Source organism: Mesorhizobium sp. 2RAF21 (assembly GCF_052115345.1).
Taxonomy (GTDB): Bacteria; Pseudomonadota; Alphaproteobacteria; order Rhizobiales; family Rhizobiaceae; genus Mesorhizobium; species Mesorhizobium terrae.
Map to the genome: position 1 here is coordinate 98558 of NZ_JBFRGM010000009.1, position 23555 is coordinate 122112.

The following is a 23555-nucleotide window of genomic DNA, read 5'->3' on the forward strand; positions in this document are numbered from 1 at the left end:
CGCATGAAACCAAGGTACATACACATCGGCAGCTGGAACATCGAACATTTCGGCCGAGTGGACGATCCACCTAACAACCAGTACGCCATCGCCGAGCACCTCGAACTCTCCGGCGTCAGCATCTTAGCGGTTCAGGAGCTCTACATCACGGATGATTTCCCAGCCGGCGGCCCGCTTGGAAACAAGTTCCTGAGAGCCTCCTTAGATCTTGTCGAGGAACATACCGATCATCATTGGGAGTACGAAATCTTCCCGAATCGTGATCCGAGCGATCGAGAACAGCTTTGTGGCATCGCCTGGAACACGGCCCGCGTGACAAAAGTCGGCGACACCCTGCGCGTCAACGTGTCGAACCAGGTCGTCGACGACAATGGAGAAAGGCTCTTCCTTTGGGACAGGCATCCGCATGCGGTGAAGTTTGCCGCGCGGCCGGGTGAAGACGCAGCCATACAACTGACGGACTTCGTGGTGATACCGCTTCACATGAAGTCGAACGTCGGGCAACGTCACGTCGTGATGCGCACGCGATACCATGAGGCGCGCGAACTGATGGCGCAGATTGGCGTGATCGGCGACGCCTTCGACGAGCGGGATATCATCGTCCTCGGCGACACCAACTGCAAAAGGCGTGACGAGGGAGCAATTCAGGCCTTCATCGAGAGCGGCTTTGAAGACTTGAATGAAGACGACATCCCGACATACGCGATCGGCAATGATGCGCCGTTCGACCGCATCTTTATCCCGCGCGGAGCCGAGCGGAAAACATTCCGGTTTAGCCGCCAGTATATTCTGAGGTCGGCAAGCCCGTTGGCGCATGATAAGTATCTTTCCGACCACTATTTGGTGAAAGCCTCGATCGTGGTGCGTCGAGACGATGATTTTGGCGTCTCCGAGGTTGCGGCTGCCGGGAGCGGAATGCAGGCCTGACGAATTCAGCATGCATCGCCTGCGGGCAGCCGATGCATGCTGGTTGATCGACGTGGAGGGGGCATGGGGAAGACACTCATTGCGATAGGCATCGCCATTCTCGCGATAGGCCTCCTTGTCATGTTCGCCCTAACGCCGGAGGCTCTTCGCATCGTCTGGGATTTCACCCGGATCGGATCGGGTTTCGACGGCGCCCTCCCGCTGCCGCCGGAGGAAATCAACAAAGCCATCAGCGAAGCCAATGCCATCGCGACAAGTGTGAATCAGGCGACCATTGAGACCAAATCCTGGGCACAATGGCTGTTGATGCTGGTCGTGGTGTTCGGAGCCGGAACGACGGTACTCGCTGGCCTGCAGAAGGCAATCCAATGGGGACCGCGGGCCAGCACGCTCCTGACCCTTGCTATCGGTTTGCTCGGCGCAGGTGCTGCCGTGTCGACATCCGGTGCAACTTATCTGAATGGCGTTGCCGACAGCCGTTTCGCCTGTGTAGAAAACATTGAACAGGAGGCCGCGAAAACGCTCAGCTCCGTCAGAGATGAAACCGACGCGCAGGCGGCCCGCCAATACCTCGATGACCTTCTCCGGTTGGCGAACCGGTGCAAGGCATGAGATGCCCGTACGACTGCTGTCATTCGCCTCGTTGACGCTGATTCTGACCGTCGGCAATGCCGTTGCCGCCTGTGATTTTGCCTTGCGCAACACGGAACCGACGAATGCCCAGATCGAACGGGCGATCAACATCGTCAACGCGGCCGTGCGCGATCCGCAACTCGCGCTGTTTTTCTCCAACACGACGGAAGGTACCGCGGACGGCGATGGCATCCCCGTCCATCACATCAGGCCGGATCAGGCCAGGCCAGTCGTCGCAGAAGTACCCGCGAGCTGCCGGGCGATCGTGATCAGCGGCGTGCATTTCGAGCGCAACTTCGCGGTTCTGTCAAAAGACAACGTGCTGATGCAGGACAAGCAGATTTCGATGCTCGTGTTCCTGCTCATGCATGAGCTGGGGCATATCACGAACAAGCACTACGGTGCATTCCTTCCGGCCACGGCCGACGCGGTGCCAAACAAAGACGAAACCGAGGCGAAAGCGCGGGAGCGCCAAGCCGACGACTATGTTGCGACAATCCTGAAACGGGAATTTGGCCGTCTCGGAAACGGCAATCCGCCGATCGACAACTACGACCTCTATTTCGGCACCACCGAGGCGATCATGTTCCTGAGCAGCCTCTCGTTCGTGGTCTCGAGCGAGGCAACACTCGCCTGTTTCGGATGCCGCTCGCTTGGAGATCCCCGAATATTCTGGGATCATGGGCAGTCTCACCCGAACTTCGAATATCGATTGCTGCTCATAAATCACGCGATCAGCGCCACTCCCGAATCGCAGGCATTGTTGGACAGCTATGAGAAAGTGCGTAACGAGGCAGGTGCTCGCAAGCCGTTGTATCAGAAGCAATAGCAAGCCGATCAGATCCGATGACCGACGAACTGCCGAACTTTTCGCGAATTGAGCTCGCACTCGGCGGCCAAGTGGGAAAAGTGGCTGCCCCCTTGTTGAAGCAAGGTATGGCACTGGAAGAGGCCCTGGCGACGGCCTACCCGATCGCGGCGCGCCAGCTCATCGACGCTGGTGAAAATACACAGGAGGTCGAGGCGGCCGTGGCCCGTCAGGTCGGGTCACATGGAATTCTGCCCGAGCACCAGACCTTTGCCATCTCTGGGGTACTGCACGCCGCCCTCATGGACAGCTTTGAGCAGGCGCTTAGCACGCTGCCGGAGGGCCTGGTCCGCCTCGACGAGATCACGGTCAAGGCAAAGACCGGCTTCAAGATGGTCCTCTACCCCAATGAGTCCCAGCACGCCGGCTTCCCCCACGTGAAGGTCCAGCTGCAGGATGGCGCCATCAACATCTCGATCGAGGATGAGCCACGTGTGGTGGCCGGGAAGCGCAGCCTTCGCGGCGAGGCGGCCGCCCTCCGGGCGGTGAAAAATCACAAGCAAAGCTTGCTCGCCGAGTGGCACGCGACCCGGCCCGACGACCAGAAGCCTCCTAACGCGGCGAACTCAGCGCCGGCAAACCAGCCCTGATCGGGCCTTTTGGGGGTGAACCCTCGGACGGGGGGCTACTACGTCCTATGGGTTTCCCTGTAGTCGGTCTGCCCCTATGCGTCCTGATTACGGTATGTCCTTGTTTGGGTGCCGCCACGGCCACCCGGACTCCCGTCCTTGCATTCGGGGGCAGGCGAACCTACGTACGCCCCAAGGGCGTACCAGCATTCGCCCCATCAACTGCCTTGACGCCTTGATTTCCGGTGGATTGAGGCAGATGTATCGTAGCAGAAACGAACAAGCGGAGGCATCACCCAATGGCCGACACGGTAGCAAAAACGACCGACGAGCAGAAGGTCAAGATCAACGAAAAGAAGTGGAGCAAGCCTCTGTGGTCGGCGGGCTGGAGCGGCATCCCGAACATCATCATCGAGCGCCAGGAGGCGCTCGGTCTCGATCCGATCGACATGAACATCATTCTGCACTTGACGCAGTATTGGTGGCGCGCCGACAACCCGCCGTCGCCATCGGTGGGCACGATCGCCAAGGCGCTCAAGCTCGGCGTTCGCACGATCCAGAAGCACATCAAGCGCCTCGAGGACGCAAAGCTGATCGAGCGCGTCGAGCGGCGCGACGGCCCCTATGGCAGCCAGACGAACCTCTACAAGCTCGATGGGCTGATCGCCGCCGCCACGCCTTACGCGCAGGAGAAGCTGCTCGAGATCGCAGCGAAAAAGAAGATGCGCGAGGAGCGTCTCGCGCGGAAGAAGCCCAAGCTCACGCTCGTCAAGAGCGATTGAACGAGATCGCGACGTAGCTCAGCCGGATAGAGCCCCCGTTTTCGACAGATGGATGTGGTCTTGGCGGACCCATCTATTATGGGCGGGGAGGTCGCAGGTTCAAGTCCTGCCGTCGCACCCACTCCCCATGTTGTTCGCTCGCCGGCTACGTCGGACGCGCGTCTCACGAGCATGTCGGCATGAGTTGACGGCTCCGACTAACCTTCCAGCCGCCGAGCCAGCCTTTTGATCGCCACGCGATCAGAATCGACGATGAAGAAATACGGCGCCGGGTAGTGCTCAACGTAGGCTTCGGACACCCTGCCCTCACCGATCTCAGCGATGATCATGCCGATGGCGGGGTTGAAACGCCGCAGCGACATTTGGCTTTCCGCATGCAGGGCAGGCACGTCCACCGAGTCCTTATCCAGGATGAGCCTGATCAGCTGCAGGGCGTCGGCAATCGGATCGCTTTCCATGCAGATCGGATCGAAGGTCAAGAAGAGGTCCGCGCCCACGTGTACGCGCGGCAAACGCTCGGAAATCGTGTGAGTAAGGCTCACGTAGTCGTCCTCGGCGAGATCGGCCAGCGCCTCAGCGAGCTGATCCGTGGACCAGTTAGGAAAGGCTGCGATCAGCGCATCCTCATCGAGATGATCGGGCAGGCCATCGACCGATGTCTTGCATATCCATTTTCCCAGTGCCGATCCCTCCGACGTCAGATCGCCGACCGTCTCTGTTGGGGACGGCATCGCCTCCTCCTCGGTCTGGTCCGCCGGTGGTGGCAGTGCTGCGTCCCCGAGCATATCGTCGATCCGCCGAACCACCTTTTTGCAGAGAGCGGCGAAGGCACGGACGTCGGCCGCCACCAGTTCAACGGTCTCGCCCAGCTTTGCCTCCTTGGCATGTTGCGCGAATTTGGCATCGACCACGCCGAGATTGTGTCCGATCAAGTGACGTTTCTGGATATTGAGTGAGAGGACTGCAAGCTCCCCTGCGTCGAGTTCCGCGAACGGATCAAACGAGAATTCGTCGAAGCGCTTGCGGCCTTTGTCGATGTTCTGGAAATCGTTGCCGATCGGCTTGATCGGTGTCGACCCTGGGACACGGTTCTGAACGCGATAGGCATAAGCGACCTTGAGGGTTGCCTCGAAAGCAGTCAGCACATCTTCATGAGCATTGCCGAGCAGGCGATAGGCCAGTTCCTGCCGGTCCTTACCCCGGGATTCCGCCAGATCCACCTGCTGTCCGACCAACTCGGCCTCGCGAGCGAAGTGCAACGCCAGATTGGGCGCCCCGCAATCGGGGCAAAACAGTGCAATCGCGAAGACACCATAGTCCCGCCCGCAGCAATCGCAGACCAGAAGGCGCATAAGATCACGGCGGCCGAAACGAGGGCGAGGCTTGCTCCGCCGGGCTGCCGGCTTGTAGGTAATCGACTTGCTGCCTCGCGCCACACCGGCAAGCATGCCCGAAACCGCGTCCTGCATGTCCTGCAAGGCGGCCTGTTTCACAATCTTGACTGCAGCCTTGCGATCGTCCGGATGCATGAACTCTGCATCGTCGGCCCTGACGCCACTATAGGGGCAGACGGTCCCCGGAGTGCCAGGAGCATATTTGATCCGGACGGCTCTATCAGGATCCGCAACAAATCCGACGACAGGGTCCCCGAGCACGAAATGCCGGGGGTGGGCCTCCGCATTGGGTGAGTAGCGATAGACTCTTCCATCAGGCGTCTTGGGCATTGGGATGGAGAGCTGCATCTTCGTGCGGGTACCGCCCGTGCGCATCTTTTCAAGTCGTTTCAGCTTCATCTTGCGCCCCACAAAAGACTCGCATCATCCCGAGATGATCTTGCCACGTGCGACCGCGATCGCCACAAAATAGTATTGCTGGCCAGCCCTGCTCGGCGTGACGACAACGCCATCGATGTGGCACCTAGTCCAGGATGTCTGGACGCACTCGAACATACCGGCCTGGTTTCTTCGCACGATTTCTGCCGTCCGGACGCTGGAAGCTGACGCTCGATCGTTCGACGCCGGGAATGGTGCGACTGGTCTCGTCCGGGACCATCGATATGCCATGCATCGACGTAACCGCCATCTCAGTCAGCAAGGCCCTGCTGTGGCATTGCGTCGAGGTTCGATCCAGCCATCGTGTTGATAGTCTTGCCTGCTTGGGAGAAGAGGCCGCTGTGCAGCTCGCGGCCGATCTCTACGGTTTCGTCAACACTCACCTGTTCGACCTGGTTGCCTCCGAGAGCGACCGATTAAGCGAGGTGGCCGCCCGGCTGCAGGCCATCACGGAGCAGCAGCGGCAATACCTGGCCCACGCCGATCTCGCGAGGGCGATCGCGGCCGTGCCGGGCAAGGCTGCAGCTGCTTTGTCCCATCCGCTCTTCGATCCGGAAATGATGCCATCAAGTCTAAAGGCCGCGTTGCCGACGTCCCTTGCATTTCTCACGGACCCGAGCGTTCGCCACAGGTACAATGATGAGTTCGTTTCCGCGGAGCTCAGCAGATACCGATTATTCTTTGACGATCTCGACGGACGATCCTTGTCCGGCCAGCAGCGGGAAGCCTGCATCCGCTTGGAGGACAACAACCTGCTGGTCGCCTCAGCGGGCTCCGGAAAGTCCGCCACCATGGTCGGCAAGGTCGCATATGTCCTCGACAAGCAGCTCCATCGCCCCGACGAAATCCTGGTACTCGCCTTCAACAGGAGCGCCGCCGAGGAACTCAAGGGGCGGATTGCCCGTCAACTCGGTGTCGAAGCGGCAGACCTGAAATGCCGGGTGACCACCTTTCACGCGCTGGGGCGCGGGATCATTGAAGAGACGGAAGGCCGACTACCCCAACTCGCCGACTGGGTCGAGCACCCGGCTGGTGAGGCGAAGGTGATCGAGAAGATCATCGAAGACTTGTTGGGCGTCGATCCGGAATTCGCCAGGCTCTGGATCGACCTTCTGGTTCTGCATCCCAGGGCCGATATCCCCGCCGAGGTCTTCGATACGAAGGCCGATCACGAACGCTACCTGTCGGTGCGGCGGCGAAATGGCAATGCCACCATCGGCACGATGGCCGGCGTCTACGTTAAGTCGCTTCAGGAGCAGACGATCGTCAACTGGTTATGGTTGCATTCTGTGGAATTCGAGTACGAGCGGCAGATCGCGCTAGAAGACAAAAACGGTGCGATCAGGCATCTGCATCCGGACTTTTATTACCCGGCCATCCAAACGATTCACGAGCATCTGGCGATCAACGCCGACGGCTCGTCGCCCTTCGCCGACTACGTCGCCCACGCCCAAAGCAAGCGGGCTTCCTATCGCCAGGCGGAGCTGGATATGTTTGAGACCACATCGGCACAGGCGAGCAGTGGATCTCTGGTCGCCGAGCTCGAAACGGAACTTGCCAAGCGCAGCATTCCACTCAGCCGAAGGAGCTATTCAGCCATCGTTCAAGCCCTCGAGCCGGTGGTGATCAAGCACTATCACAAGCTGATCGCGGTGTGCATCAAGCACATCCGCGCCAGCCACCTGACGCTGGAGATGCTCGTTGAGCGCGCTGGATCGCTGCACGATCGCACCCGCGCCAAGGACTTCGCGCGGGTGGTCTGGATCATCACCGAGGCCTATTCCCGGACACTGGAGGAAGCCAACCGCATCGACTTCGATTCCATGATCGCCAATGCGACGCGCCTCGTGGAGACCGGCCGGTATCAAAGCCCCTACGCCCTGATTCTTGCCGATGAGTTCCAGGACATCTCCGAGCCGAGTGCGAACCTGATCAAGGCGTTGAAGCATCAGATGCCGTTCAGCAAAATCTTTGCCGTCGGCGACGACTGGCAGTCCATCTACCGCTTTGCCGGATCCGACATCACGATATTCACGCAGTTCGAGGCGAACTTCGGCGCAAGCTGGCATGGTCGGCTCGAGCAGACCTACCGCTGCAACCAGCTCATCGCCGAGACTGCCGCGAGCTTCGTGCAGCGCAATCCAGCGCAGCTGAAGAAGTCGGTGCGGTCGACACGGCCGGCGATCGCTCGATCGATCCGTGTCATTCCGATGGAGAGCGACAGGGGCAAACCCGACTTCGGCGGTGCCTGCTGGCGACTGCTGAAACGCCTCGATATTTTCCTCGGCGGCATCTCGGGTCAATGGCGGAGCGATGGGTGCAAGAAGCTCAAGGTGATGGTGCTCTGGCGTTACAATCAGCTCGACCCGTTCAAGGGAGCAAAGCCAGAGTTCGAGAGCATCGAGGTGTCGGGACTTTCGTTCCATCGTGCCAAGGGGCTCGAGGCTGACTACACTATTCTGCTCGACGTCAGCGAAGGCGACTATGGGGTGCCAAGCCGGATCGAGGACGACGAACTGCTCAACCTGGTCATGCCGCGGCCGGAGACCTTTGAATATGCCGAAGAACGGCGCCTGTTCTACGTCGCCCTGACCCGCGCCAGCCGTGGCGTCTTCTTGCTCACCAACAGCCGCGAACCATCTCGATACATCCGCGAGCTCTCCGAGATTGCCGGCGACAACCTTCGCTTCGAGACCATTGACGGCGACCTCCTGCGTCAATGTCCGGCGTGTCGTGCCGGCCACATGGTCGAGAGAACTGGGCCCGCCAATCGCCGGTTTCTGGGCTGCAGCCAGTTTCCGAACTGCGATCACACAGCGCCTCTGAAATGAGCGAGAGCCGCTGACCGCATCACCGGGTCCGCACCTAGCTCAGGCCGAGCCGCCCATGTCAACGCGGGTTGAGGTCGGGTTCAGGCTGCAAACGGGATTGCGCGAAACCGACACGCCCTTCGAAATCATCATGGCCGGACAACTGACGACTAGACGGATAATCTGTCCGAGCCTATATCGCAGATACGGGTCGAATGCATGGGCATTCTCAAGACGTGACCGCTTAGCCGGGACACTGACTCCCTGGACGCTACCGGGGGCCGCCGCCAAATCCTGCCGCAACCGGTGTCAGGTGGAGGTCGCGCCCTTGGCTAAAGTGTCGACCTTCCCAGCAATGGCCACAGTATAGGACTACGGACACATGAAGAGAGTCCAGAATCCGACCCGCTTCCGGCAGTTGCGTTCCGACGCGACGCTCAAAGGCGCCCAAAGATCGATAGAACGTGGGCTGGGATTGCCCTCCGGCGCTATCCGGTTCGTGGCGCCTGATGGCCGCAAGGTGAGGTCCGATGCCACCGTCGCCACGCTCAAGAAACATTGGGAGTGACGTTGGGATCTTGCAAGGGAGAGGACGACCTCCTTTCCTTTGCTCGACTACCGTTTGACTTGAAATCCTCAGCCCGGATCGCCGACCAACCTATACCGGATCGATCCAAGCGACACGTCCCACGGACATGTAGACGATCGCGCCTCGCCCGGCGCCCGTGACGCGAAGATGGGGTCGAAACAAGAACTGCTCAAAATCGTACACTAAGGTTGAACGGGTAAGCTAACCTTCCTTTGACGATGCCGAGAGCTTCTTTAGGATGGTCGACGGCACGACGGATCGCGTCGCGATCGACGCCGCGAGATGAAGAAGATCGTCCCAGTAGTCGAGAATAAACGTGTTGTTTATCGATGCTCCGATGTGCGAACAGTGCTGGCTCGCAACGAATACGACGCCCTGCCGCTGCACCGGTCGGGGGTTACCTCTGGCCGCTTAATTTCGGTGATGGAGGCATGACGAAACCTCGGCTCGGACAGCTCTTCGATTGCATAGAACAGGGCGCGGCCTTTGTCGCGGAAGCCGCCGACGGAACCCTCGTCCATATTGAAGACGTACCCTTTGGCCTTGCATGTGCATGCAACTGTCCCGGCTGCGGAAGGCGGATGGTCGCCAGGAAAGGCGCCGTCAAGGTCCATCATTTCGCGCACCATTCGGAGCGGGACGGCAGCACATGCACATCACCGGGAGAAACCGCCCTTCATAAATTCGCAAAGAGTATCCTCGACGAGCGGCTCGAAATCGCGCTCCCGGAGATGGTCGTGGAGAACAGCGACGACCGCGAAGTGGTGGTTCAGCCGACCAAAATAACGTTCGAAGCGGCTGTTCTTGAAGCGAGGGCTGAAAGCGTCGTTCCGGATGTCGTCCTGGAATTGCGGGACCGTAAGCTGATCGTCGAGTTCAAGGTCACCCACGCATGTGACGAAACGAAGATCGCGCGCATTCGATCGATGAATGTCGGCGCGATCGAGATCGATCTTTCCGCGTACCGGGAGCGGCCACTGGAGGAGCTCGCGGAGGAAATTCTCTACAACGCTCCAAGGATCTGGCTCCACAATCCACGGGAGACGGATGCCCGCGCGCGACTGGCCGAAAGGGCGCGCAAGCGCGCGGAGGCCCGAAAAGAGGAAATCCGGAAATACTCAGCGAAGTATCGTCATCGACGGCCGGCGAGCGATGAAGGAGGTGGCGCTTGCGAGAGTTCGGTGCGCCGCGACGGTCTTGGTGCGCTTATCAATCTCGACATCGATGGTGCCGGTTGCTTCACCGTTCCGGCAGCCGAGTGGCAGGCCGCGACAATCCTGGAGCTGCTTGCTCATGACCAATCGCCTTTCAGAACGCGAAACGGGCTCTCCGCTTTGATGAGGCGGAAATGGATCGGTCGGGAATTCAAGGCCATTCCGGATGACATCGCCATTGGGCTCAAGGAGTCGGGATTACCATTCGCCTCGCCCCTCGGTGCGGTCGAAGCTTATCTCAAACATCTCGAGCGGCTAGGCCTCCTGCGTTCGGCGCCGTCGGAGATATGGCGGCCGACACACTCCATGCTGCTGATAGTCGAGCAGGCAACGGATCTGCGCGCCCGGCCGGCAAGACGCCTTGCGGAGATTCGGGAGATGGTCACGCAACAGTTGGATGGCCTGCCGGAAGAGGAGACTTCCTCATTCGTTTTCCAAGCGTGGGTGGAGACAGTGTTGCCGGGTCGGGACCTGTCGATCGCCGATGCGCTTCAAAACGACGATGCCGACTGGACATCGTTATGTAATGACCTCGCAAACGTGCGGACAAACATCAGATTCTCTCCGCGAGCAGATATCGACTTACTAGGCCTGCCCTGTGCAGGCGAACTTGCGCGAGCGATCGAACGAAAGCATCGGGATGCCGATGAACGGGTTCGACGGAAGCGCGAAGCCGAGCAAGCGGCGGCCAAGTCCCGGATCAATCAATTGTGCGCCCGTGCGCCGCGAGAGATCGGCGATCACGCCCGGATATGGATAGCTATGCCACTCGCCGCATTGGACGGGTTGTCGCCCTTGGATGCCGCCGCGACCGCCGAGGGTTTCACCGCTGCGACCCGTGCCCTCGATCAGCGGGTTCGGGAATTGGATCGGGAGGAACGGGCACGACGTCATAGGGAGAAAGCGGTGGGCGATCTGGAGGCTCTGGCAAGATCACGATACTACAATCCCGATCATGCAACCTTGTGGATGCGGAGCTCTCGCCGTGAGCTTGGTGGAAAGTCTCCTGCCGAGTTTACTATCGATGACGCGACACGGGACCAGTGCGCAGCCCTCCTTCCGACGAAGCGCTCGCATCGATAGAACCCCGCTTAGAGACCCCGTTCGGCGCTCGCGCTACCGAGAATGAGAAGGATTTTCAATGGACTTCATGAATCCGATACCCAGGAAATGACAACGCGCATGCTGTTCAGCCAACGCTATATGCGGGCCATCGAGGGCAATGCGCTCACAGTCGATATTCCCGAGCCGGCACGCCGTAAATTATGGGCCCAGTTGTCTGCATTCAACGCGCCGATGCGGATCCAGCGTGATCCTTACGACAATTGGGTTTCCAGCACATCCGTCTTGGAGGAAACCGAGAGCGACCTTCTCACCGAGCATGGTTGGCAACGCCTACCGGTGACACCCTATCCCGCCGACACTCAATACCACGAGGCGCTGCGCCTGCTCGTGCTTGGTGGTGAAGGCCCTTATGTATTCGACACGATCGAAGTTGCGTCGGGCTACATGGACCCCACCGAGAAGGACACGTTGCGCAGGAAGATTAACCAGATCTTCGAACTCCACGATTGCCCCTGGCGTATTTCAGACGGGGAGTTCTTCAAACTCGATGCCGATTTCGTCGGTGCCAAGCTCGCGGCGAGCGCCCACGATTCTCTCGCGGCAAACCAGTTCGCCGGAGCAGCCAACGAATTTGCCAAGGCACGCCAATATCTAGGAATGGGAGATGTCCGCGAAGCGATCTTCTTTGCCGGCCACAGCTTCGAGAGTGTCATGAACGTTCTGACGAAACTGGAAAATGCCAATGGCGACCGGCTGATCAAGGAATTGGGCGCTCAAGGCTATTTCGACGACCTGCCGCAAACTGTTCGCGCCGGTTTTATGGATCAGGTCCTCCGCGCGCTTCCATTTTTGCGCAACAAGCTGGGTGGTCATGGCCAGGGCAAGGACGTCATCGCCATTCCGGCCGCGTATGGCGATCTTGCGATCCAGGTTGCAGCCGCCTTCCATAACTTCCTCATCACCAAACATCTCGAACGTACGCCACCGTCGGAGCCCGTGCCGGCAACGCAGGCGGAGCTTCCTGCCGATGACGACATTCCGTTCTGACGGTTCTTCTTCCACATTGCCGGACAAGCGCATGATGATCGTCCGGGAGGCCGGCGAAGACGGGCGGGCCGGACGCGAGGTGCGGTTCACCGACCTCGAATTCGACCCGTTGGACTATGAGCATCTGGTGAATTGCAGGCTCGATCAGCCGATGATGATCCCTCTTACCGGACGCGGGACGATCGTCGGCGGCGATGTCGCTGACACAGAAATCGGGCGCACGGGTCGCTTTCGGATGGAGCTGCAGAGTCGGTTTGCCTCGAAGTCTATTGGCCTCGTCAGAGGAGGCTGGCTGCCTTCGGCCATAGCGCTTCAGGACGACTCTATCGTGCTGCCCGACCGTTGCGTTGTTGCCGAGCTCGATGGCCGATTGAAGGATGGAGCCATCAAGTACTCCGGGAGCAGCGATTTCATCGACCTGTTCGCCGACCAGGCCATCCGCATCAACCCCGCGCTATTCGCTCTCGAGGGCGACGATAGGGAACACCCGACGGCGGAGTCGGCGAAACGCAGTCTCGATGAGGCGGTGAGAAAGCTCCGTTCGGCGCTTCCAAAGGCGATTCTGGTTGCGGACGATACCAATGGCCTCAAAGGCGTCCTCGGGCTCATCGAAGACACCCGAAGCGGCATTGATCGCAAGCAGGATTTCCTCATGCGCCTCAATCCCAGGCTTCAATCTCCGGTCGCCCGACGCAAAGTGCAGTCTGTCTGCAATGAGGTCATCGCGACCGCGAAGGCCTGCGGCCTTCACGTGCGCTCGCTCGTCGTCCTTGCAGCCCTCAGTTCGGTGGTCGTCGCAAACGGGAAAAGTCCTGCCAAGGGCCTCCTGAAGTTCAAAGCGGGTTACGGAAGAGAGGAAGCCTATAATGCTCTGGCTGATCTGCGCTCGCTCGAACTGCTGATGCATATCTTTGCCATCTGGCCAGATCAGCGCGTGATGCTGTGCACCGCCGACAAGGACCTGGCGTTGTTCTGGAGCGGGATTCGCGCGTCCAACTTCGTGCGACATGGAGGCCACATCAGCTTCGACGTCAACGCTGCGGCCCTATTTCCCGGCGTTACCCAAGAACAATGGACGACGTGGCTCACAGAGTGACTCGATCACTCTTACGCCGGCTGCAATCCGTATCAGATCGGAAAGCCTCCCAGGTCGGCAAAAGAGCTGTCGCCCGCGCGCTCTTAGTCGCATTGCCGTTTGAACGTCCTGCGCTATGACGCTGCTCGCCTGGAGCCATTGGCGGATGTTCCGGGAAAGAGGACCCGGCGAAGTCGATTGATAAACCTCAAGGCCTGGATCCAAGCGGGCGAGTACTCAGCGTTCTTTGTGGCGCTCGGTCAATTCTGCTGACTTCGCTGATATAGCTCGAAGATCCACGGCGAATGGTGGTGCTCCTGATAGACCAGGCTGAGGTGCTTTTTCGGGCGTGTCACCCCGACGTAGAACAAGCGCCTGGCCTCGCGAAGGCTTGTGGGGCTCTGCTGATCGCGCGCGCTCGGCATGTCGGACGCATTTACCCCATACATGATGACGGCGTCGAACTCCCGGCCCTTGGCACTGTGCAGGGTGCTGAGGTTGACACGACCCGATCCTTCCGTCCGTCCGGCGAAATGCGCCAATGGCATGTCCAGATCGCGGGCCGGATCGGTGTTGGAAATCATCTCGTCGCAAACATCCCACTCCTGTTCGGAATTGCGAGCGATGATGCGCCATGGCGTGATGAGTTCTCGTGTGACCCGTTGCAGCCAGACGTGAGTGGTTTCGCTGCTTCCAAGTGAGGTGCTGAGAAACCCCATGAGCTGGGCGGATAGTTCCTGTTCCTCACGCTCACTGGCGTGGCGCCCATAGACAAGCGTCATCGCTTGCGACAGAAGCCGCGTATATGGCGGCTCGGCATCGCGCCAACCGCCCGTGATCCAGCGGGCACATCCCTCAATGAAGCGCGCAAGGCGAGAACTTCTTTTGACCAGCGCGTTTGTGTCGGTTCGGAAAAAAGGGATTGCCGCCTCTTTCAAAGCGGCCGCCACCTTGTCGCCGAGCCAGGCGGCCCGGTAGAGAACCGCGATTTGCCCCAGTTCGAACCCTTGTTCGACAAGCTTTGGGATAATCGTTTTGGCGACCGCCTCGGCTTGATTGTCGTGTCCATACGGAACTGGCCAGAAGCTGAGGTCGCCGTCGGGAGCGCCATCGATGCCGTGATAGTCGCGCTCCTCGCCAAGAGCACCGAGCGAGGCTCGAATGATCTTCGCGCCGGAGCGATAATTGAAGCGGAGCCTGATCGTTCGGACATCAGGACGGCGGGTCAGGCTTTCCAGCAGCTCGGGGTTGGCGCCGGCGAAGCCGTAGATCGACTGGTCGGTGTCGCCGACAGCAAACAGACGAATGCCGCCTTCGAAGCAAAGCAGGAGGACGAGTTCGTGTAGCGCATGACCGAGATCCTGGTATTCGTCGACAAACAACACGGGGAAACGAGCTCGAACAGCGTCGCGAATCCAGCCGTTCGCCTTGATCATGCGATAGGCGATCAGCGGCATGTCGTCGAAATCGACCAGCGCCTGCCGGCGCAGCTCCGCCTCGTAGGCTTCAACGAAACCGGCCAACTCCGGATTTCGGCCCCGCCATTCCGGCCGCGTGCGATCGACATCGCGGACGCGCTTTTCCGACGCGAACTTCCATCTGTCGTGAGGGTCGTCCGAGCCGTTGATCGATTTGCTGTATGCGGCTTCCACAGCTGCCCGCATCTGCGATTTGCTTGCGACCTTGAAGTCCGCGGGAAGCCCCACGGGCACGCAACGCGCGTATGGGCCGATGACCTGGCTGAGCGCAAAGCTGTGCACGGTGCCGATGAAAGCGCGGTCTCCAGGTACGATCCCAAGGCGGGCGAGGCGTGTTTCCAGTTCGATCGCGCAGTCGTTGTTGTAGGTGATACAGGCTACGCCGCGAGGATCGGGGACGTCTTTGATCAGGGCGCGTGCCATGGCGATCGTCAGCGTCTTGGTCTTCCCGCTTCCCGGGCCGGCAAGCACCACGCAGTGACCTTTTTCCACGACGGCGGCCGCCTGCTCCGGATTGGCCTTGAGGTCTGCCAACGCTTGAACAAGGGGCCGGTCGCTAAGCATTAGAGACCCGCGCCACCACGTTGGTGATTGCGTTTTCGATATAGGTGGGCGGCGGAAGACCCATAGCCTTCTTCGCCAGTCGGGCGCCGAGCCGGCCCTTACCGACGCTCGCGACCATTGCCAGAAGCTGTTCTGCATCAACCGGCGTCCCAGCACGCCAGGCGGCAAGGCGCCTGGTCCGCACCGCCCCAAAGTCCTGCTCGGTCAGGATATCGAGCAGCGGACCCAGCAAAACAGGCGTGTTGGCGATGGAAACTTCAAAGGTTTGTTCATTGAGGAAGATCCCGGATTTTGCCGCGTCCACGCTGAATGCGGGATAGTCCATTGCTTGCCACTTCGCCAGGTCCGTCGCAGTCAGCATAGGCTTGCCACGAGCGGCAAGCATGTCCTGCCAGAGATCAAAGGTTCGCTTCTTGCCCAGAGAAGGCGCGCTGCCGCCAAGAGGATCCCAATCGGTGACGACGCAGTAGGGAAGCGTCAGCGCCTCTGCGAGCTTGACATACGGCCGGAAGTTCGCGCCCGCGACATTGCAGACTGTGATCCCAAGCTCGTCGAGCGAATGGCCGAGCGACGAGGCGAAGACGGGCACGAGCGCCTCCTCCGCGTCGCCTTCGACGAAGATGGCGCCACGCGCAAACAGCAGCTCGGCGCGGGTGGCGTCGAGATAGTTTTCCAGATCCTCAAGCTCGTCGGGTGTTACCGGCAGGTTGGCCAGAGAGAATGCCTGCGTCGCGCCTCCCCTCCTCTTCAGCTGGACGATCGATCGCAACGGCGCCACCGCCGCCAGCGTAGGCGAATGGCTCGTGACTATCATCGCCTGGGAAGCGTCGACATTGCCGAGCAGCTTCGTGAACACCGAGCGCTGGAGATGCGGATGGAGATGCGCTTCGGGCTCCTCGATGCAAAGCAGCGAGAAATTGCGCTCGTTCTTTTTCCGGCGCCATGCGAATTCCGCGAGCTTCAGCGCCAGCAAGGCAACGTTCGCCGATCCGAGGCTGGCCTCGGCGATGCCGCGCTTGCCATCATCGATGAACATCGCGATCGCCCTGAACAGACGAAGCGGGTCGGCCGGCGCAAATCTCAGGCGCGCATCGATGTCATGCGCCTCTCCCGACAAATGGGCGATGCCGGCGCGCAGTTCATCTTCCAGCGTCTTGATGGTCGGAAAGGCTTCAAGCGTCTTGCTCGCCTTGTCCAGCTCGGTCGCGACAGTGTCGAGATCCGGGCGGCTTATCCCTGAGACGGCTTCCTCGAGCAGATGGCGCAGCGGTGAGGCCCGCCAGCTGCCGAGCTGACCTTCCGCGTCGCGCAAGGCATCGAGCAGATCGATTGCAATGCGGCGACGAACCTTGCTCGGCAGCGAGCGCGTTTCATCACCACCGCCAAAGACCAGAAACTCGCAGTCGGCGCCCGACTGTGGAGCGCCGGTCACGTCGGACTTCTTGCGGAAGACGTAGCTGAGCCGGGCGATCGCCGGATCATGGGGTGCCCGAAAATCTGTCAGAAGCGCGGTGAGCGCCATGTCCGTCGCGAAATCCGAAATCTCAAGATGCACCTCAATAGGCGCGCTGTAGTCGGTAGGCCCGCCATCCCAGAAATCCGTGAGCTTCAGCTGTCTTGCCGAATCGGGCAATGTCGGGTCGAGGATGAGCTGGATCGCGAAGAGCAGGTTGCTCTTTCCGACCCTGTTTTCCCCGAGCAGCACGACATTGCCAGCCAGCGCCACGTCGACCGATTGAAAATTCCTGAAATTCCTGACGCTCAACTTGCTCAGATACATTTCCACCCCCAGGGCAGATGCTTTTTTCTTTGCCTGAGCTTCAATAGCCGGTGATTTTGAGCGATCACAGTGCCCTGTTGGAAGAACCCGACCAAAACCCGATGCCTATTCGCTCCACTTACGTTGTCGATGGCATGCTGGCGCTTCGCAGCGCCCGCGCCGCCGCTGCGCGCGAGCGTGCAATCGGTCGTGAGATCGTAACATTGCCTTTGCTCGCGGCCCGCTTGGTCGGTGGCTTCGCCACACCTGCGGGCACCGATGTTCTCTATCCGGCGATCCAGGCCGCGCTCGCTTCCGAGAGCTTTGGCGACATCGGAACCGTCGCCGGGCTGCCGGGGATGCCGCGTGCGGTCCTCCATGCCCTCGATTGCGCCTGGCGGGCGGATCTCGATCTCTCGTCACTGGCAGGCGAGGCGCCGAGGTTTGATGACCTTCATCGCATCGAGGCCTACATCCGCGATCATATTCCACCTGCGCATATGCTGCCGCGCGACCTTCGCGACGCCGCCGGCAGGCGGGTTGATCGTGCGCGCAGCCTGCTCGGGCCACTGACGCTTTCGGGATTGGTGGACGTGGATCCTCTTTGGCGGCCACTTCTCAATGACCTCGCGCGCGTCACCGACCTAATCTGGGAGCTGCCGGAGCGCGTCGAGCAACAATGGTTCAACGGGTCGATCCGGGAAAAGGCAGCGGCTACTCCGGTCCAAACGTCGGCCGAGGCGAGCGCGGACCCAAAGGCGGAGGTCATCGAGGCGCTGCGTTGGACCAGGCAATTGCTGGCAACCAGCAAGGTGCAGGCACAGGACATCGCCATCGCCGCGACTTCGACACCAGACTGGGACGATCATTTTCTGGCCTATGCGCGAAGTGCCGGGTTGCCGTTGCATTTCTCTCACGGCGTGCCCGCCCTGAGCACGCCGGAGGGCCAGGCCTGTGCGTCGCTGGCGGATATTCTTGCAAACGGGTTCAATCAGGAGCGTATCTGGCGCTTAATCCGGCGCCTGCCGGCGCGCCCATTTGCAGGCTTGCTGCCTTCGGATTGGTTCGCTGCGATTCCACGAAGCGCTGGCTTGCGCAGCCTCGACCAATGGCGAGAAGTGCTGGCGGTGGCCCGGCCGCGGCGCGCCGACGGCAAGCTGGCCGAGCAGATCCTGCTTCCTATTCTTGAGCTTCTCGCGCGCGGAGCGGAAGCGGCGGCAGAGGCCGGTACACGGCTGCTGAGCGGCGCCAGTCTGGCGATGTGGGAGGAGGCCCTGCGAAGCGCGCCGCCGCAAGCCATCGGCCTGTCGTTGCAAGCTTTGCGTGTCGCGGACCAGCTTGATCCCGCCAACAGCGCCGTCTGGTGTCCGGCGTCGCAACTGGCGGCATGTCCGCGGCCGTACACCCGCCTGCTTGGCCTCACCAGCCGGTCCTGGCCGCGCTCGGAAAACGACGACCCGCTGCTTCCGCACCATTTGCTCGACCGCCGCCGGCTTCACCCTGTGGGTATTGCCGAACGCGACCGGCGCCATTTCGAGATCATCAAGGCGCACACAAGGGAACAGCTCGTCCTGTCGCGGTCGCTGCGCAACGCCAAGGGCGGTGTTCTGTCACCCAGTTCCCTATGGCCTCCGGACGAGATCGTGCGCAAGCGCGACCGCATTCCGGAGCATGCTTTCAGCGAAGCGGACAGGCTTTTGGCGAGACCCCGCGATGCTGGCCAACGCGCCCATGTTCGCCAAAGCCAGCTTTGCTGGCGCAACTGGCAACGGCCCGCGCAGCTGACGGCGCATGACGGCCTCTCAAGTGCCAATCATTCAGCGATTGAGAGAGCCTTGTCGAGGGTCCAGTCGACGACGTCACTGCAGCGGCTGCTGCGCGATCCGCTAGGATTTGCCTGGCGCTATGCTCTGGGTTGGCGCTCTACCCGATTCCAGACCGACCCGCTTCAGCTCGATGCAGCCTCGTTCGGCGAGCTGGTGCATGAGTTGATCAGCGGCGCAATCGCGGCGCTCGAGCCTACGCCGGGATTTGCGCGCGCCAGCGCCGGCGAGATCGAAGCGGCGATCATTGATGCCTCGACAGCGATCCTGAACGCCTGGCCGCTGCAGCGTTCAGTTCCGCCGCCGATTCTGTGGCGCCATACGGTGAGTGAGGCTGCACGTCGCACAGCCAGGGGTCTCGCCGCCGACGATCAGGTCAGATCCGACACGCGCAGCTGGACGGAGGTGCCCTTCGGCCAAGGCAGTGCCGCGGAGCAAGACGCGCCGTGGGACACGACGATCGCTGTGCCGATCGAGCAAACCGGTCTTGTGTTTGGCGGCCGTATGGATCGACTGGATATCCGTGCCACAGGCGATGGCGCGCGCATCACCGACTACAAGAGCGTCAAGCCGCCTCCGAAACATCAGCGCATCGCGCTTGGCCAGGGACGGGAGCTGCAACGCGTGCTGTACACGATCGCGGTCCGCGCGCTGCTGCCCGAAGTCAGGGTGGTCGTAGCGCGCCTGATCTATCTCGCCGAAGATCCCGCTACCTTCGAGCTCAAGGGCGACGAGCTCGATGGGGTTGTGGATGAAGCGGCGGGGTATCTGTTGGCAGCCATGGCGATCCTGCGCAGCGGCCGGGTTGCGCCGCGTTGGGAACAGGATGCCCTCTATGACGATATGCGTCTGGCGCTCCCCGCCGATCGCGAGAGCTATCTGCGCCGTAAGGCCTCCGAGTTCCGAGCGGCCAACCAGTCCCTCAACAGGCTGTGGAGCGCCTCGTCATGACACTCGTCGACCAGGACGCCCGTTGCCGGGCCATGACCGATTTTGCCTCGATTCTGCTGGTGGAAGCGGCCGCGGGAACCGGCAAGACCTCGCTGATGGCCGGGCGGGTGGCGATGATGCTCGCATGCGGCCATCATCCCGCTGACATCGCCGCCATCACGTTTACAGAACTCGCCGCAAACCAGCTCGCGCGGCGGATCAGGGAGACGATCGACACGCTACTCGCGGGTGAGGTTCCTGCTTTTCTTCAAGCCGTCCTTCCGGAGGGTCTTTCACAGCAGCAGCGCAATGCGCTTGTCGCCTCTTCCTCCCGGCTCGATGAGCTGACGGCGACGACCATCCACGGATTTTGCCAGACGATCATCCGCAGCCATGGCGTCCAGGCTGGCCTCGACCCCGGCGCCCGAGTGGTCGATGCAACGGTCGCCGACAATCTGTTCATGGCCGAGCTGTCAACCTGGTTTTCCCAACGGCTTGCGGCCGATGCGGCGGAAGCAGACCCAATCGTGGTTCTGGCCGAAGCAATTCCGCTTCAGGTCGTAGAACTTATCCGGGAGTTGGCGAGCCTCCGGCGCAAGCATCCGGATGCGCGACCGATCCGTCCGTCTCCCGATGCACGGCCCGACATTGATTTCGTCCAGGCGGTCGACGATTTCGCCCGGTGGCAGACTAGCGCCGACCCTGAAAAATGGCTTTCCGAGATCGCGTCGGAATTGAGCCGGCTTGCGGAGCGCTATCAGGATTGTCTCGGCCAAGGCGAGGATTTCGGGGCCTTGTGGCGGCTTTGCGATCCGGGAACCGGTCGGCTTTTCGAGCGCAAGGGCCTGCAGCTCAAGACCTACGAAGATGCGGCGCGAGGCTTCGGCGCTCACCGCAACGATGCCGGCCCTGGTGACGGCCGGACGCTCTACGAGACCGTCGTCATCGAGTGGAACGAGCTCGTAGGTCATATCGCAAGTACGCTCGTCTGCTCTTTGTCGGCGTCGCTCGACCAGCTGCTGGAAAGCTACCAGGCACGCAAGCGTGCCGCGGCGGTCCTGGACTTCGATGATCTGCTGATCCACGTTCGTTCGCTGATCCGCGACCATGAAGAAGTGCGTCAGGCCATCGGCCAGCGCTATCGCTATATCCTCGTCGATGAGTTTCAGGACACGGACGGCATCCAGAACGAGATTCTGTTCTCGATCGCCGCGACCGAAACGCGACCAGGACAATGGGAGAAATCAGAGCTGCGGCCCGGAGCGCTCTTCCTCGTCGGCGATCCGAAACAGGCGATTTACCGTTTTCGCGGCGCCGACATCGAAGCCTACGAACTCTGCCGCAAGCTGATCGACGGGCAGGATCATGGTGCGGTGCTCGAGATCACAGCCAATTTCCGATCGCTGAGTCCGATCATCGAGCATGTGAATGCCTGCTTCGAGCCGGTCTTCGCCAAGCCGTCCCAGCCTCGTTATGTCGCGCTCGCGCCTACGCTGTTCGAGGCTTCGCATTCGCTTCCCTGCGTGGCGCGCTTCACCGTCGAGGTCGCGACCGAGGGGCGCATCTACGCGGAAATGTTTCGGGAAGCCGAGGCCGAGCGGGTTGCCGACATTTGCGCCGACTTGATCGGCAACGTCTCGATTCAGCGTGCCGACAAGACATGCACGCCGCTCCAGGCCGGCGACATCGCGCTGCTCTCGCCGGGACACACCGAGCTGTGGCGCTATGAACGGGCGCTCGAGCAGCGCGGCCTTTCGGTATCCTCGCAAGCCGGCCAGACGTTGATGCGACGGCAGGAAACACAGGACATCCTGGCGTTGCTGCGGGTCCTGGCGGACTCCTCCGACACGCTGGCCTTTGGCGCGGTCATGCGAGGACCGTTGGTCGGCCTCAGCGAACAGGAGCTGCTCGATATCACCGCGACTCTTGACGCTAGGGAAGAGGGCCAAAACTTCTTCACGGTGCGAACGGACCCTGAACTAGTGCAGCATCCGGTAGCCAGGGATATTCTCGTCGAACTGCAGCAGCTTCGCCGACGAGCGTCGATCGTGCTCCCGAGCCTGATTCTGGCCGAAGCCATTGAACGTCTGAACATTCGCGTCATCATGGCGGCCCGGCATGGCAACCGAAATGCACGCGCGCTCGCCAATCTCGACGCCTTGATCGAGCGAGCGCGCGGCTACTCGGTCTCTGGACTGCGCGCCTTCATTCGCGATCTCCAAGATGATTGGGAGCACAGGGCACGGGCGCAGGAAGGACGCATCGATTCCGCCGGGGATGCCGTCGAGATCGTCACCATTCACAGCGCCAAGGGGTTGGAGTGGCCCGTCGTCATTCCGGTCAATTCCACGACCGAACTCTACCGCCCGGATCAGTTCGTGCATCGGCAATCCGACAACAGCCTGCACTGGATGCTTGGCGGGGTCGCGCCACCCGAGCTGGCCGCAGCGCGTGCCGCGGAAAGCCTCGAGGATGCCAATCAACGTGAGCGGATCTGGTATGTCGCCTGCACCCGGGCGCGAGATGTCCTGATTCTCCCCCATATCCCTCAGGCGTCCAAAGATTCCTGGTTCAGTTCCATCGACCTGCGTCAGCAGGAGATTCCCGAGCTCGACCTTTCGTCGTTCACGCGGCAGGAAACGCAGCATCCGGCCTTCCGGCCGAACGTACAGTCTTCCGAGATTTTTCGTGCCGAGCAGCGATCCGTCGAGGAAAGCGCGCCGCCGATTGTTTGGCGCCGGCCCAGCGAGCACGACGCCGATCGGCTCGGCGACCCTCTCGACGGCGTGGTGACGTCAGAGAGCCACGTTGAGCATCAGGAAGTGGTCGGCGCCGGAGCGCGCCGCGGTGTCATTCTTCACAAGCTGATGGAGGAGCTTCTCACCGGCGAGCTTGTGGGAGAACTCGGCGCAAGCGTGTCCCGCGCTCGCGAACTGCTCGATCAACTGATCTCCGATGACGATGACGACGAACCTCGTCCCGACTCCAACGAGATGGCAGCTGCTGCCCTGCGTGGGCTCGCCCTGCCGCAGATTGCCGAGCTACGATCCCATCTGGTCTCCGAAATCGCAATATGGGGCCATGACGAGCTTGGCCTTGTCGCCGGCCGCGCTGACGCCTTGGCGATCACCGAAGACCGCGTTGACGCTGCGATCGATTGGAAATCTGACGTTAATCCCACGCCTGCGGTGCGCGAGGCCCATGTGCAGCAGTTGCATGATTATCTGTCCGCGACAGGCGCCGCACGCGGCGCAATTGTCTATCTGACGAGCGGCGAGATCACTTGGATCCATCGGGCGGACGCAGCAAGCGCTACATGAGCGGGATGGCGAGGAACGGACTTCGGCAACTGACCGCTGGCGGATGGACCGCGAAGCACGACAACGGCTTTGAAGCGAATAGGATGCACGTTGGCGAGTGAGCGGCTAGTTCGTATGCATCACGCACGAACCAGCGCACGCCATCATTGATCGACGCTGATCGCAGTCGATTTCCCACACTTCTGTCGCGGCGACTCTGGCGCTTTTCGCCTTGTTCCGTTAGTGTTTTGTTCGCCTTTACCCCATCTTAGGCGGCGGCAGTCATGTTGA

16 protein-coding genes, 1 tRNA gene and 1 pseudogene are annotated in these 23555 nt (G+C 61.0%); 14 read left to right on the plus strand and 4 right to left on the minus strand.

Translation table 11 applies throughout. The features are described from left to right. Positions 1 to 3 precede the first annotated feature (3 nt). From AB4136_RS16105 to AB4136_RS16130, 6 genes are all read left to right on the plus strand, one after another. The gene (locus AB4136_RS16105) at positions 4 to 927 is read left to right on the plus strand and encodes an endonuclease/exonuclease/phosphatase family protein (RefSeq protein ID WP_441931338.1); all 924 of its coding nucleotides are present in this window, start codon (positions 4 to 6) and stop codon (positions 925 to 927) included. A gap of 63 nt (positions 928 to 990) precedes the next feature. Further along, positions 991 to 1539, plus strand: coding sequence for a hypothetical protein (locus AB4136_RS16110; protein WP_441931339.1), 549 nt, complete (start codon positions 991 to 993; stop codon positions 1537 to 1539). Position 1540: 1 nt separating this feature from the next. Beyond that, on the plus strand, positions 1541 to 2389 hold the full coding sequence (locus tag AB4136_RS16115) for a hypothetical protein (protein ID WP_441931340.1): 849 nt from the start codon (positions 1541 to 1543) through the stop codon (positions 2387 to 2389). Between the two features lie 17 nt (positions 2390 to 2406). Beyond that, positions 2407 to 3018 carry a DUF4160 domain-containing protein gene (locus AB4136_RS16120; RefSeq protein WP_441931341.1) on the plus strand — a complete coding sequence of 204 codons (612 nt, stop codon included), beginning with the start codon at positions 2407 to 2409 and terminating at the stop codon, positions 3016 to 3018. Between the two features lie 278 nt (positions 3019 to 3296). After that, complete coding sequence (locus AB4136_RS16125) at positions 3297 to 3779, plus strand: helix-turn-helix domain-containing protein (RefSeq protein WP_441931342.1); 483 nt, start codon at positions 3297 to 3299, stop codon at positions 3777 to 3779. 7 nt (positions 3780 to 3786) lie between these two features. Continuing rightward, positions 3787 to 3900, plus strand: a tRNA-OTHER gene (locus AB4136_RS16130). A gap of 76 nt (positions 3901 to 3976) precedes the next feature. Here the strand turns inward: AB4136_RS16130 and AB4136_RS16135 are convergent. After that, a complete protein-coding gene (locus tag AB4136_RS16135; protein ID WP_441931343.1) occupies positions 3977 to 5572 on the minus strand; it encodes a hypothetical protein in 1596 nt (531 codons plus the stop codon). 380 nt (positions 5573 to 5952) lie between these two features. Between AB4136_RS16135 and AB4136_RS16140 the strand changes: the two genes are divergently transcribed. Both AB4136_RS16140 and AB4136_RS16145 read left to right on the plus strand, forming a co-directional pair. Further along, a complete protein-coding gene (locus tag AB4136_RS16140; RefSeq protein ID WP_441931344.1) occupies positions 5953 to 8442 on the plus strand; it encodes a UvrD-helicase domain-containing protein in 2490 nt (829 codons plus the stop codon). 361 nt (positions 8443 to 8803) lie between these two features. Continuing rightward, entirely contained in the window at positions 8804 to 8989 is a 186-nt protein-coding gene (locus AB4136_RS16145) for a hypothetical protein (protein ID WP_441931345.1), read from the plus strand. 228 nt (positions 8990 to 9217) lie between these two features. Here the strand turns inward: AB4136_RS16145 and AB4136_RS16150 are convergent. Then, a pseudogene (locus AB4136_RS16150) lies at positions 9218 to 9355 on the minus strand (Tn3 family transposase); the annotation flags it as partial. Here AB4136_RS16150 and AB4136_RS16155 point away from each other — a divergent pair. The 4 genes from AB4136_RS16155 (at position 9293) to AB4136_RS16170 (ending at position 13432) form a co-directional block, all read left to right on the plus strand. Then, the gene (locus AB4136_RS16155; RefSeq protein ID WP_441931536.1) at positions 9293 to 9445 is read left to right on the plus strand and encodes a hypothetical protein; all 153 of its coding nucleotides are present in this window, start codon (positions 9293 to 9295) and stop codon (positions 9443 to 9445) included. The pseudogene AB4136_RS16150 and the gene AB4136_RS16155 sit on opposite strands and share 63 nt — an antisense overlap. Beyond that, entirely contained in the window at positions 9442 to 11307 is a 1866-nt protein-coding gene (locus AB4136_RS16160) for a hypothetical protein (RefSeq protein ID WP_441931346.1), read from the plus strand. Before AB4136_RS16155 ends, AB4136_RS16160 begins: the two co-directional genes overlap by 4 nt. A gap of 99 nt (positions 11308 to 11406) precedes the next feature. Beyond that, entirely contained in the window at positions 11407 to 12336 is a 930-nt protein-coding gene (locus AB4136_RS16165) for an AbiJ-NTD4 domain-containing protein (RefSeq protein WP_441931347.1), read from the plus strand. Further along, complete coding sequence (locus AB4136_RS16170; RefSeq protein ID WP_441931348.1) at positions 12317 to 13432, plus strand: hypothetical protein; 1116 nt, start codon at positions 12317 to 12319, stop codon at positions 13430 to 13432. Before AB4136_RS16165 ends, AB4136_RS16170 begins: the two co-directional genes overlap by 20 nt. Positions 13433 to 13671: 239 nt before the next feature. On the opposite strand, the gene AB4136_RS16175 is transcribed toward AB4136_RS16170, so the two are convergent. Beyond that, positions 13672 to 15423, minus strand: a complete 1752-nt coding sequence (locus AB4136_RS16175) for an ATP-dependent helicase (RefSeq protein WP_441931349.1) — start codon at positions 15421 to 15423, stop codon at positions 13672 to 13674. 22 nt (positions 15424 to 15445) lie between these two features. Then, positions 15446 to 17179, minus strand: a complete 1734-nt coding sequence (locus AB4136_RS16180; protein ID WP_441931350.1) for an ATP-dependent nuclease — start codon at positions 17177 to 17179, stop codon at positions 15446 to 15448. A gap of 110 nt (positions 17180 to 17289) precedes the next feature. On the opposite strand from AB4136_RS16180, the gene AB4136_RS16185 reads away from it, so the two are divergent. Beyond that, a complete protein-coding gene (locus AB4136_RS16185) occupies positions 17290 to 19986 on the plus strand; it encodes a PD-(D/E)XK nuclease family protein (RefSeq protein ID WP_441931351.1) in 2697 nt (898 codons plus the stop codon). Next, on the plus strand, positions 19983 to 23285 hold the full coding sequence (locus AB4136_RS16190; RefSeq protein ID WP_441931352.1) for a UvrD-helicase domain-containing protein: 3303 nt from the start codon (positions 19983 to 19985) through the stop codon (positions 23283 to 23285). The genes AB4136_RS16185 and AB4136_RS16190 overlap by 4 nt, the downstream gene beginning before the upstream one ends. Positions 23286 to 23555 lie beyond the last annotated feature (270 nt).